The sequence below is a fragment of the Microcoleus sp. genome (assembly GCF_041354475.1).
GTDB lineage: Bacteria > Cyanobacteriota > Cyanobacteriia > Cyanobacteriales > Microcoleaceae > Microcoleus.
Genome location: NZ_JBGJZU010000121.1, coordinates 1 through 12,115 on the forward strand (window position 1 = coordinate 1; position 12,115 = coordinate 12,115).

A 12,115-nucleotide genomic window follows, 5' to 3' on the forward strand; every position below is an offset into this window, starting at 1 on the left:
AGCCATTCCAGTCCCCCCCCTTACCAAGGGGGGGCTAGGGGGGGTTCCAATCCCAGGGGAAGCCATTCCAGTCCCCCCCCTTACCAAGGGGGGGCTAGGGGGGGTTCCAATCCCAGGGGAAGCCATTCCAGTCCCCCCCCTTCTTAAGGGGGGGTTAGGGGGGGATCTCCACATCCACCACATCCCCTTCACCCCCGAACAACATCAACAACTCAACAGCGACATCGCCACCTACCTCAGCGACTACGGCAAACCCACCTGGGGCGAAGCCCTCAGCCACCGTCTAGTCACCCTAGCCGCATCCCTACAACTCAACCAAATCCTGGCCGCTTTACCCCCAACCATTGAAAAACTGATCCTAATTCCCCACCGCGATTTACACCTGCTACCGCTACACGCCCTACCAGCAACCCGAAAACTCCCCAACGGCGAAACCAAAACCGGCTATTGGCTTGACCTTTATACCAACGGCATCCAATACAGCCCCAGCAGCCAATTTCTGGAACGTTTGCATCAACGAAAACGCCCGCCCATCAACGATATTCTGCCTCTGTTCGCCATCCAGAATCCCACGGAAGACCTGCGCTACACCGAAATTGAAGTTGAAGAGATTTCCCGCCGCTTCAATCCCCACGCCCACATTTTGAAGCGCCGCCAAGCTACCAAAGTCGCTTTTAATTCCCCAGCCACTCTCAAGAAATTAAGTGATTCCCACTACGCCCATTTTTCGTGTCACGGCAGTTTCAACTCGGCGAATCCGCTGAATTCGGGTTTGGTTTTCTCTGGGGTATTGGAACCCCCCCAGCCCCCCTTGGTAAGGGGGGAGCAAGATGTAGAGGCAGAACCCCCCCAGCCCCCCTTGGTAAGGGGGGAGGTAGAGGAAGAACCCCCCCAGCCCCCCTTGGTAAGGGGGGAGGAAGAAGGAGAGGAACCCTCCCAGGCTGGGGCGGGCACGGGGGCACCGCCCCTACCAAAGCAGGAGGAAGAGGGAGAGGAACCCTCCCAGGCTGGGGCGGGCACGGGGGCACCGCCCCTACCAAGGCAGGAGGAAGATAAAGACCGCTGCGATTATGTTACTCTGCGTGATGGTCGGCGTTTTCGGACTGATATTCAATGCCTGACACTGAAGGAAATTTTTGCTAGTCTGGATTTGCCTTTGTGTCGCTTGGTCAGTCTCTCGGCCTGCGAAACTGGATTGGTAACTAGAGTTATCACGGATGAATATATTGGTTTAGCTAGCGGTTTTCTGTATGCCGGTGCTAGTAATGTGGTTAGTAGTTTATGGCGTGTCAGTGATTTTTCGACGGCTTTTCTGATGATTCGTTTTTATCAAAATCTGAAGAACCAAGATTTGTCGGTTTGTCAAGCTTTGCAAGCTGCTCAAATTTGGTTGAGAACGATTACACGCCAAGACTTTTTGGCCTGGTTGCAAAATGAGGTGAACATGGAAGAAGACCGAGTTGATAATATTGATATTTCGTTGCGTCGGAGTTTTCCGAAACAACCTTTTGCTGACCCTAGATATTGGGCTGCATTCTGTGCGATTGGTATCTAGTAGGGTGCGTCGCCACGAGTAACTCTCGCTGCTTCCAATTATTATTGAGCGACGCACCCTACTACTGGTATAAACTCGTTACCAGGCTCTGCCTGGTAACGCAGATCCGGAGGCTCTGCCTCCTCCAAATTGCCTAGTAGCCTCGCTCTTTTCCTGATAGTAGGGACGAGGCAGAGCCTCTAGACATGGGTTCCCAGGCAGAGCCGGGGAACCAGTTAAAATATTGATATTTCGTTGCGTCGGAGTTTTCCGAATCCACCTTTTGCTGATCCTCAATATTGGGCTGCATTCTGTGCGATTGGTATCTAAGCAACATGGCAGAGGAGGACACGGCAATGCCCATTGGTGTCAACTTAAGGCCAAATGTAGTCAGAGACTGCTGTTTGACTATTAGGCCTAGATCCCCCCTAACCCCCCTTAAGAAGGGGGGGACAAGAACTTTCTCAAAGTCCCCCTTCCCCCCTTGGGGGGGGCTAGGGGGGGGTGGGGATTTAGGGGGATCTAGACTCAGGTAAAAACCAGATTTCTCACGGCTTTCAGGCTTAAGTTGACACTAATGGGCAATGCCGTTTTGCCTAGTAGCCTCGCTCTTTTCCTGGTAGTAGGGACGAGGCAGAGCCTCTAGACATGGGTTCCCAGGCAGAGCCGGGGAACCAGTTAAATGACGATTTTTCAACACACAAATAACTTAGGAAAATGAACGATATCTCTAATGCTTCAACAACGATTCTCGACTTCCTCACCTTGCTGGAAGTGGAACAAGCCAAGAAGGAAACAAGCGAACTATTTAATGCTGCGATTTGGCAAGACCTCAATCAACTCAATTTAGAGTTAAATACAATTAATAAGCCAAATAAAATTGCTTTAGCGATTCTAGATTGGTGCGAAAAATATCCAGAAATTGATCTAGCATTGAAAACTGTGTCAAAAGTTCGCGGCGATATCGTTGGTGACGATGACATAGATATTCCGCTTCCAGCCCCAGATGGTGACGCGGAGATTATTCGGAATCGGGACAGAATCCAAAAGGTGATTCAGGACAATCAGCAACCGCCAAACCAGGATTTACCCAGTAATCCCGAACCAGATTAACCGCAATGTCCAACGAATCCGATCCAATTTATTATGCCTTAAATGTTAGCTTGTTTGCATTCACCCTGCAATCTGGCTCATATTTAGATTCCCAAGAACTCATCAATGAATCTCCCCAAACTTTTCAGTACAAATATGAGAAAATCTTAAAGGATAATTTTAGTGACAAGCTGAAGTTTCCCGATTCATTCCCACAGGTTAGGCAAAATTTGCCTAACTCCGATAACTGCGAATTACTGACTAGCGGCAAACCAGGTACGCGACAATTCTTGTTGCTTTCTAGTAAGGATAAAAACCAAAATCCGATTCAACCTAAATATTTATATCGTTTGTTGGTTTATCCACAGAAACTTAGCGATACCTACGCTTTGTTAATCAATATTTTTCGCCCGCAAGCTGAAGGTTTTGATGGGGTACAATTAACTGAAGTTGGGGAATTCAATCCGAATCAATGTTTGACTCTCAAAAATGACCCGCATTTTATCGGAGAAACTTACTTAATCACGGCTTATCTGTCTCAATCCCAGCCAACTAACCCGGAAGACTTAAAAACTCATGGGGAAAATTTGCTCAAGCAATTATTCGGTGGTGTTTTTCCTGATTTTTATCAAGCTGATAATTTCTTAGATGGTTGTATTTTGGAATTTAGCCGACCGAAAAAATCGCAAACTCGCTATCTTGTGCTGTTCTACTTTTCTGATGCGACTTCGGAACAACTCAAGGAGATATATTGGGATTTGCCGGAACTATTCTTATACTATCATAAAATCACGAATGTTTTCCAAAAGAGTCGCACATATTCGGATCAACTCGATAAATTAATCCGAGAAGAAATTGAAAGCAAGTCAAAGTTGCCAGATAATTTGGATTTGGCGGCATTAAAAACTCAACTCAAGGAACTATTGAAAACTGTTCCGAAATATACTTCACAACTGCGGAATCTTGAAGATTGTTTGAATACTCTGAATATTCATGCCCGAAATTATCAACTGAAATTGAAGCGTTTGCAAGGTCAAGTAAAGGATGAACTGGATATATTTGGTCGGTTTGCGGAACGAGAAAGCGAAACTTTTAAGTTGCAAATCCAAGCTGATTTGAATTATTCTAAACCGGGTTCTCAATTACTGGATCAAGCTATTTCTAGTATTCGGGGTTTGGTGGACATTGACCAAGCTGAGTCCGATCGCAAATTACAACAAACTTTACAGGATAGTGAGAAAGGTGAGAAGAAGCGCGATCGGGATTTAGAAAATACGATTCAATCAGTCGGTACCGGAATCGGTGTCGGAGTCGGCTTTGCGGGAATCCTCGCCGCCGGCTATCCCTTAATCGAAAAACCTTGGGTTTTACCCTCTCCCCAACATCCTGTGTTACCGCCTCATCCCTTCATTGTTGCTGTTGTAGTTAGTTGTTTGTGCGGTGGTGGCTTGGGATGGTTGGCTTGGTTTTTCACGAAGCGCCATCTCAAGGCTCAATCCTCATCTGTCGAAGCAATTCCACCTGGTTCGGATTAAGCGCATCAAAACTAAAGAAACCGGGTTTTTTCCAAATTTGGGAGTTGTCACCCAATCAGTCGCCAAAACCCGGTTTCTGGGCACTCTCCCACAATCTAAGAAACCGGGTTTTTTGCTGAATTTGGGAGTTGTCACCAAGTCTGTCGCAAAAACCCGGTTTCTGGGCACTATCAAACAATCTTAGCCCACTCTATCCAGGTTTCCATCTGGCGGAAACCTACTGATTTATAAAGCTTTGTCGCACCTGTCAAACTGTCAGCATCGACGCTGAGTTTCGCTGTATTTGCACCGGCGGCTTTTAACCTATGCAAACCAGCCAGCAGCATGGCTTTTCCTAAACCCATTTTCCGATAGTCGCGCCGCGTACCTAATAATTCAATCCAGCCGTTTTTTGTGCCGCTATTGGGGTTTTTTTGCGGTTTGATTTGACAGTCGCAGAAAGCTGCAAATTTACGATCGCCCGAAATGGCAATTAAGTCCAATTCTGGCTGATAATTGGGGTCTTGCATCCAGTAACGCACGGTTTCCGCCGTTAAGTCGTGGTGATTCCAGTGATCGATGAATGATTGGTTGAACATCTCTACCCAAGGTTCGATGTCTTTTTCGCCTGATACGTGTGTCAGCGCAAAGTCTGCGGGGAATTCCGGTGTGGGAATGGGATCACAAAGCGATCGGGCCATGGTCCAAAAATAGCGATCGACTCCAAAGCCCTGTTTTTCAAATAGTATAATTTCGTCGGTTTGATCCTCACGGCTATATATCCGTAATTTGGCTGGTAAATTCCGTTGTTTTCCTACTTCGCCCAGCCGTGTTTCTCCCCAGTTAATGATGTCTTTTTCTAAGCCTTGACCCCGTACATTGGGATGGACGTAAAACCAGAGACAAGCTTCTATTTCATCGGGGGAATCTGGCATATCTAAAAGTGCCAAACCGATAAGTTTGTAGTTACCATCTTCCCACAATTGGACATCGCGGGCTTTGTCCAGTTTGGGTGCATCTAAGATTAGCTTTAGTTCCGTTGCGGAGACTTCTTCGCCGAGTTTATCGATTGCTTCGCAAGCGTCGATCAAATTGGCGATCGCGCACCAGTCGGTTTCGCCCCGGTAGGAGCGCATTTTTAAGGTAGTCATAAAAAACTTACAATCCGTAAATTCGGAATGTTGCTATTAGTGGGTATTGACAAATGAGTACAGGAATTAGGACATTTTTCACAAATGTCAGTAACAGGTAAGATGCCTGTTCTATAAGCAATGACAGTAGTTTGGAGAATGGTGTTGATAAAACTCAGAAACCTGTTTATATCACCCAGGCTTTCAGGTTTTATCTCATAGCGCAATCATAAAAATAGGTTGGCCCTTTTGGGTTAGTTTTGGATGTGAGTATTAGATTTAATCAGCGCTCTCTGGCGTTACCGAGCTTGGTGCTGGAGTAACTATCGTTTGAATAAACTTGGTTAAGCTAAGTAAAGAAGTTGTCACCCCCACTGGGTCGTTGATTTTTACTTTTGCTATCTAATTCAACTATAACCATAGTGGTTATTTTTGGCAAGTTTTCCATCAGGGGAGTGCTGCTATTATTAACGATGGTGATATTTAGCCAAACGTTAAACTAACGTTAAACTATAATTTCTGACTGATAGAAGGTAAATATGCTCGACAACCTCGATTTAGATATCTGCCTGGACAAAGAAACCTATGATCCCAAGATAGAAGTTTTAATGCAGCAGTTGCGATCGCTCCAACAGGCTTGCTGGGAAAAAAAACTGCCCATCATCATTGTGCTCGAAGGTTGGGCGGCGGCGGGCAAAGGAGCCCTAGTCAAAAAAATGGTGGGCTATATGGACCCGCGGGGGTTTGCAGTCCACCCGATTTGGCCGCCCTCAGCAGCAGAGCTGGGCTATCCTTTTTTGTGGCGGTTTTGGCAAAAACTCCCCGCCCGCGGCCAGATTGGTTTTTTCTATCACAGTTGGTACACTCATGTTTTAGAAGACCGATTGTTCGATCGCCTATCAGACGCTGAAGTACCCACAGTCATCAGACAAATCAACGCCTTCGAGCGCCAGATGGTAGATGACGGCGCAGCAATGGCCAAATTTTGGATACACCTGAGCAAAAAAGAGCTCAAACATCGGCTCAAAAAACTAGAAGACGACAGCCTACAAGCTTGGCGAGTGCGCCCCGAAGACTGGAAACAAGCCAAAAAATACGCAGAATACAAAACTTTTGCCGAAGAAATGATTGCCCAAACCGGCACGGGGCCGGCACCCTGGACCTTAGTAGAAGGTGACTGTCAACGTTGGGGGAGAGTCAAGGTTTTAACGCAAATGGCCTCAACCATTACAGAAGCTTTAGACAGACAAACGATGCAATCAGCACCGATACAATTGCCACATCAAGAACACTTACAACCTACGGAACCAGACTTACTCGCCCAAGTAGATTTAACTAAATCGCTGCCCCCAGAAGAGTACAAACAGCAACTTCGGGAAGAACAAACCCGTTTTGGCAAATTGCAACAAAGTATTGACGAAGATCAAATACCTGTGTTAGTGCTGTTTGAAGGTTGGGATGCTGCGGGCAAAGGAGGAGCAATCAAACGCTTGACGGACGTCCTAGACCCCCGCAGTTATACAGTCAATCCCTTTGCGGCACCGACAGAGGAAGAAAAAGCTCACCAATATCTGTGGCGATTCTGGCGGAAGTTACCAACGGCGGGGAAAATTAGCATTTGCGATCGCAGTTGGTATGGTAGAGTTTTGGTCGAGCGAGTCGAAGGATTTGCCACCGAACCGGAATGGCGTCGAGCTTACCAAGAAATCAACGAATTCGAGGAGCAACTCACCAGTTACGGTTGTGTCTTAGTTAAGTTTTGGCTACACATCAGCCCGGACGAGCAACTAAAAAGATTTACAGAACGACAAAATAATCCCTTTAAACAATACAAACTGACTGAGGAAGATTGGCGCAATCGCCAAAAGTGGAATTTTTATGAAGTCGCTGTGAATCAAATGATTCAGCGCACGAGTACCCCCACTGCTCCCTGGACACCAATTGCGGCCAATAACAAGTATTATGCTCGTGTTAAAGTAATTCAAACGGTAACGCAGGCAATTCGGAATCAACTGAAACGCCGATAAATTGGCAGCGGTGAATGGGTGAGAGGTAAGGGGAAAAAATAGCAGGTAGCAGGCAAAAGGCTTCAATTGTCAATTCTCCCTGACTAGGCTCGACTCATTACCAATTACCAATCAACCATTACCAGTTATCAATTACCCACTAACTAAATACAGACAATATTGCAAGATGTTTGTACTGCTAGCTCGAATTCTATTTCTATTCCTGTTGTTCTCACTGGTCAAATCTTGGTGGGATCAGTCAGGAGGCAAAGACAATCCATTATTAGACCGGCTGCGCGTTTTATTGCTCATCAGCCTTCTGCTGCTGGCTTTTTTTGCCCCCGACACGCCCGTGGGAGCAGCGATTTTCGGCTTAGTGGCTTTCTTCTTTAAGCCGCTAGGTTTTTCGATTACGTTGCTGGTGATTGCATCGGCATTGATCACCAACGGTGGCATCCGCAACCCGGCACCGAGAATGATTCTGGCAGCGCTGCTAGTTTTGATTCTTTCGAGTATGCCCGTTGTGGCGTTGTGGTTCGCCGACCAAGCAGAACGGGAAGCCGCAGCGGCTGTCCACACAACTTGCTGCGACGAAACTGCTGCGGCCATCGTCCTGTTGGGTAAGGGCACGACTCAGCCACATATTCCCAACCGGGTGTCTATTCAACTGACAGATACAGGCAATCGCTTGCCCTATGCTGCTGTGCTTTACAGGAAGCAATTGGCACCTTTGGTCATCGTTACCGCAGGGCCTAGACCGGAGTTAGAGAGTTATACTGGCGAAGCTAAGGATATCCAAACTTTGCTGGCAAGCAACATGGGTGTTCCTCGCAGCAGCATCATTCTCGACGAGAACGGTAGGAACATACGCACCAGCGCTGAAGAAGTCAGAAAAATTTTAGATAGTCGGGGCGTGGAACGGAAGGTACTGCTTGTTACTTCTGCGATTCAGATGCGCCGTGCTAGTCTAGCTTTTGCTGATGTGGGAATCCGAGTGATTCCGAGAGCTACGGATTTCTACACTTTTCAACCCACATCAGGAGGGAAGTCTAGGTTGCGTATAGATGCGGCTGATTTTCTGCCCAGCGCAGAAGCTTTGGTAACTACGACGCGAGTATTCGATGAATATCTTGGGTCTTTTTATTACTTTTTGCGTGGCTGGCTGGCTCCTAGCGCCTAAAATGGCATCTAACGGTCACTGAGCGCAGGGGGACACTCAACTTAGTCGAAGTGTCGAAGTGTGGTTAGCCAACAGTGACTGCTCCCCAGATTGGTTTAACATCTGACTAGAAGGAGACCTTTGTGGGGAGCTATATTTTCTCATACCGATCGGATCGCCTGCTGCTAAGTTGGCAACTAATAAAAACAGCACCCAAAAAATATTTGTTTCCCATCCAGGGGCTGGTGGTTTCTTGGCTGTTTCTACTGCTTTGACTGACTCGACGTTGACTTTGATGTCTAGTTTGCCTTCAATCTCTTTGCCTTTGAGAACTCCGTCGTTGCAAACACCCTTAAATATCATGGGAGCTGGTTTTGCGGGTTCTGGTTTAGGTGCTTCGTCTGCCATTTTTGTGTCCTGTTTTTGGTAGATACGGTTGGATAGTAATTTCTCAGAAGTTCGGGGGGTTTTCGGGAAGGATTCTGAATTACTCTGAGAGAATTAAGTTAAAGAAGTACCCCTAACCCTTGCTGGGTATTGAAAATGACAACCTGAAGGCATTTCCAGCTAGTGCTGGTTGTTGTCGGTTGACAACTTTGCTTTGAAGCTGCTACTTATATATCGGGAGCAAGGGCTGGTTTTTATGCAAAATACGGGTTTTTCTACAAAAATTTATTTTTAACTGGTTTAACTGGTTCCCAGGAAGAGCCTGGGAACCGATGTCCAGAGGCTCTGCCTCGCTCTTCTAGCAGGAAAATTGGAGGCAGAGCCGATGGATCTGCATTACCAGGCAAAGAGGTAGATGGCGATTTGCCGTTGGGTGGGGGCGGGTTTACGAGATTATTGGTTTTAGGCAATTATTGTTGGTAAAACCCGCCCCTACAGGATGCATGAGAATGGTGCAAGATGTGAGTCGATCGCACTTGCTGTCAGATTGAAAAAATATGTCACCTACTTTGAAAATACCCACAACCAAACTATCTCGTCTGCAACCAGAGCAACTGCAAGCTTGGGCAACAGAGGCTATTAATCGCAGTCTGTCCGGTGAAATGCCAGGGTACATACCCCTGCTTGTTGAAGCAGATAAAAGTGAGTTTGCAGTACAAATTAGGTCAATTGATGGTGATTTTTGGGGCTTTGGTAAGGCAGATAAAATATTCCCGCTGATGAGCGTAGTCAAGCCATTTGTGCTGCTTTATCTGCTTTGTGAATTGGGTGAAACAGCGGTATTTGAGAGGGTTGGCTGCGAAGCTTCGGAACTGCCTTTTAATTCCCTGGCTCAACTGGAAATAGACCTGGGGAAGCCGAGAAATCCGATGATTAATAGCGGGGCGATCGCCCTGGCATCTCTGCTCCCTGGTGAAAATGCGGTTCTTCGCTGTCAAAACCTGCTGCTTTGGCTGAATCAAAAGGCAAATATTCAGTTATTTATGGATGAATTAATGTTAGATTCCGTGAGGGCAAATCCGAATCAAAATAATCGGAACCTGGCCTTAGAAATGCAAAATTCCGGTGTGATTCAAGATGCTGAAATTGCTTTGGAAACCTACAATCGGGTCTGTTGTTTGTCGGGAAATGTGGCTGCTTTGGCTAAGCTGGGAATGCTATTGGTCTCTAAGGGCGATCGCACCATGGCAGAACACGGCCGCACTGTCAAAGCATTGATGGCAACTTGTGGCTTATATCAAGCATCGGGACGCTGGGCGTTGCAAGTAGGATTGCCTACGAAGTCGGGAGTTAGCGGGGCTGTATTGTCGGTGATTCCGGGTGTAGGGGCGATCGCCTGTTACAGTCCGCCCCTAGACAAAGAGGGAAATTCTGTAGGTGGCTTATTCCTGTTGGAACGAATAGCGAAATCTTTGGGACTGAGTGTATTTGACTAGACAGGCTGACCCTGGGATACCAAAAACTCGGTTTCTGCGTCAGGATTGGTGGAAAAAAGGACAATTTTTGCAAGAAACCGGTTTTTTTTGCGGGGAGGAATCAGGGAAAAGAGCTGTTCCGATGTAGACGGGCAACGGTAGAATGGACTGTGGAATATAGGTAATATAGAGCAGGAGAACATTTTAGCGTGGCAATAGAAGTAGGACAGAAAGTTAAGGTGCGCCGTCTCAGAGATCGGATACCTGCAAATATCGTGAGCAAGTTGAAAACTAATCCAGTGGGTACGGTTGACGGTTTCAGAATGGTTGACGGCAGTGGAGTAGGGGTGGTTGTCAAGTTTGACGGTTTTGCGACTTGGTTTTTTGAAGACGAACTGGAAGCTGTTTAGCAGAAGGAAGAAGGAAGAAGCCCCCCCTACTGCCCCCAAGGGGGGAAGGAAGAAGAACTCCTCTTCCCCACTCTGCCACTCCCCCACTCGGTCTGAAAGTTGCGGTTAAATGTTAAATAGTAAGCTTTGGCAGTGAGAACAGAAAATGGCTTTGATTTTGACATTTTTGGGCAAAGGCGGCACTGGCCGCAGCACGATCGCGATCGCAACTGCTAAAAAATATGCGGCTCAAGGCAAGCGAGTTCTGCTGCTGAGTCAAGATCCAGGACCGGGATTGGGGATTTTGCTGGGAACTCCCCTAACTTCCACTCCCCAGGAAATCAGCCCGAATTTCAAAGCAGTTCAGGTGCAAAGCGCGCCGCTGCTGGAACGTAGATGGGACGAGGTTAAACAACTGGAAGCCCAATATGTCCGCACACCCTTTTTCAAGCAGATTTATGGCCAAGAATTGGGGGTGTTGCCGGGAATGGACAGCGCCTTAGCCCTGAACGAACTTCGGGAATATGACGATAGCAAACAATATGATGCGATCGTTTATGATGGTACCGGCGGCATGGATACGCTGCGGATGCTGGGAATGCCGGAAATTCTGAGTTGGTACATCCGGCGATTCCGTAAAGCTTTGATAGATTCCGATTTGGGTAAAACTTTAGCTTTATCGCCGTTTATTCAACCGTTGATTACTACGGTGTTAACTGTGGATATGTCGGGGGACAATGCCACTAAGTCTACTCAGCAAGTCGATAATTTTTTGGATAAAGGCAAGGAAATCTTGGCAAATCCAAACCGCGCGGCGGCTTATTTGGTGACGACTGGGGATGCAAGTGCGATCGGCACAGCCCGCTATCTGTGGGGAAGTTCTCAACAAGTTGGTTTGACTGTCGGCGGTGTGATTGTCAATCAAGCATCGGTGACAGAAACTCTGGCGGCTGATTTTGCTCCTTTGACAGCAGTTGCGGTGCCGGCCCATAGTGATAATAATTGGCAAGGGCTAATTGACGCTTTGCCAGATTTTGCTGAGGCGACAAGTGCTCCTAAGCCGATCGAGATTAATATTGCACAGCGTCAAGTTAGTTTATTTTTGCCCGGATTTGACAAGAAAGAAATTAAATTGATTCAATCGGGGCCAGAAGTGACGATCGAAGCAGGAGATCAGCGGCGCAATATTTTATTACCTCCGCAGTTAACTGGAAAATCTGTTACAGGGGCTAAGTTCTTGAATAGTTACTTGATTGTGTCTTTTTAGTAGATTACCTGAACCGCGAAGGAAGAACCCCCCCTCATTGGTGTCAACTTAAGGCCAAACCCTGTCACAGACTACTGTTTGACGATTAAGGCCAGATCCCCCCTAACCCCCCTTAAGAAGGGGGGGACAGGAGTCCGATCAAAGTCCCCCTTCCCCCCTTGG

At 47.1% G+C, this 12,115-nt stretch carries 10 protein-coding genes; 8 read left to right on the plus strand and 2 right to left on the minus strand.

Features of this window, described 5'->3' with window-relative positions; genetic code table 11:
- From ACBR23_RS27335 to ACBR23_RS27345, 3 genes are all read left to right on the plus strand, one after another.
- Positions 1-1,555: CHAT domain-containing protein (locus ACBR23_RS27335; protein ID WP_371125715.1), on the plus strand; the 1,555-nt coding region annotated here is incomplete at its 5' end.
- Positions 1,556-2,251: 696 nt separating this feature from the next.
- Positions 2,252-2,647 carry a hypothetical protein gene (locus ACBR23_RS27340; protein ID WP_371120802.1) on the plus strand — a complete coding sequence of 132 codons (396 nt, stop codon included), beginning with the start codon at positions 2,252-2,254 and terminating at the stop codon, positions 2,645-2,647.
- A 5-nt stretch (positions 2,648-2,652) separates the two neighbouring features.
- Complete coding sequence (locus ACBR23_RS27345; RefSeq protein ID WP_371120801.1) at positions 2,653-4,161, plus strand: hypothetical protein; 1,509 nt, start codon at positions 2,653-2,655, stop codon at positions 4,159-4,161.
- A gap of 170 nt (positions 4,162-4,331) precedes the next feature.
- On the opposite strand, the gene ACBR23_RS27350 is transcribed toward ACBR23_RS27345, so the two are convergent.
- Complete coding sequence (locus ACBR23_RS27350) at positions 4,332-5,291, minus strand: GNAT family N-acetyltransferase (RefSeq protein ID WP_371120800.1); 960 nt, start codon at positions 5,289-5,291, stop codon at positions 4,332-4,334.
- A gap of 518 nt (positions 5,292-5,809) precedes the next feature.
- Here ACBR23_RS27350 and pap point away from each other — a divergent pair.
- Both pap and ACBR23_RS27360 read left to right on the plus strand, forming a co-directional pair.
- A complete protein-coding gene (gene pap / locus ACBR23_RS27355) occupies positions 5,810-7,297 on the plus strand; it encodes a polyphosphate:AMP phosphotransferase (RefSeq protein ID WP_371120799.1) in 1,488 nt (495 codons plus the stop codon).
- A 166-nt stretch (positions 7,298-7,463) separates the two neighbouring features.
- A complete protein-coding gene (locus tag ACBR23_RS27360) occupies positions 7,464-8,456 on the plus strand; it encodes a YdcF family protein (protein ID WP_341737532.1) in 993 nt (330 codons plus the stop codon).
- 36 nt (positions 8,457-8,492) lie between these two features.
- On the opposite strand, the gene ACBR23_RS27365 is transcribed toward ACBR23_RS27360, so the two are convergent.
- Positions 8,493-8,843: a hypothetical protein gene (locus ACBR23_RS27365; RefSeq protein ID WP_341737533.1), complete on the minus strand. Its 351-nt coding sequence runs from the start codon at positions 8,841-8,843 to the stop codon at positions 8,493-8,495.
- A 536-nt stretch (positions 8,844-9,379) separates the two neighbouring features.
- Here ACBR23_RS27365 and ACBR23_RS27370 point away from each other — a divergent pair.
- The 3 genes from ACBR23_RS27370 to ACBR23_RS27380 all read left to right on the plus strand — a co-directional run bounded on the left by ACBR23_RS27370 (position 9,380) and on the right by ACBR23_RS27380 (position 11,953).
- Positions 9,380-10,318, plus strand: coding sequence for a glutaminase (locus ACBR23_RS27370; protein ID WP_371114513.1), 939 nt, complete (start codon positions 9,380-9,382; stop codon positions 10,316-10,318).
- Positions 10,319-10,506: 188 nt separating this feature from the next.
- Entirely contained in the window at positions 10,507-10,707 is a 201-nt protein-coding gene (locus ACBR23_RS27375) for a DUF2862 domain-containing protein (RefSeq protein ID WP_340519022.1), read from the plus strand.
- Between the two features lie 145 nt (positions 10,708-10,852).
- On the plus strand, positions 10,853-11,953 hold the full coding sequence (locus tag ACBR23_RS27380; protein WP_371120798.1) for an ArsA family ATPase: 1,101 nt from the start codon (positions 10,853-10,855) through the stop codon (positions 11,951-11,953).
- Positions 11,954-12,115: the final 162 nt, after the last annotated feature.

Coding starts and splice junctions, on each gene's coding strand:
- ACBR23_RS27360 (WP_341737532.1), top strand. CDS start 7,464: ATGTTTGTACTGCTAGCTCGAATTCTATTTCTATTCCTGTTGTTCTCA.
- ACBR23_RS27340 (WP_371120802.1), top strand. CDS start 2,252: ATGAACGATATCTCTAATGCTTCAACAACGATTCTCGACTTCCTCACC.
- ACBR23_RS27350 (WP_371120800.1), bottom strand. CDS start 5,291: ATGACTACCTTAAAAATGCGCTCCTACCGGGGCGAAACCGACTGGTGC.
- ACBR23_RS27365 (WP_341737533.1), bottom strand. CDS start 8,843: ATGGCAGACGAAGCACCTAAACCAGAACCCGCAAAACCAGCTCCCATG.
- ACBR23_RS27380 (WP_371120798.1), top strand. CDS start 10,853: ATGGCTTTGATTTTGACATTTTTGGGCAAAGGCGGCACTGGCCGCAGC.
- ACBR23_RS27345 (WP_371120801.1), top strand. CDS start 2,653: ATGTCCAACGAATCCGATCCAATTTATTATGCCTTAAATGTTAGCTTG.
- ACBR23_RS27370 (WP_371114513.1), top strand. CDS start 9,380: ATGTCACCTACTTTGAAAATACCCACAACCAAACTATCTCGTCTGCAA.
- pap (WP_371120799.1), top strand. CDS start 5,810: ATGCTCGACAACCTCGATTTAGATATCTGCCTGGACAAAGAAACCTAT.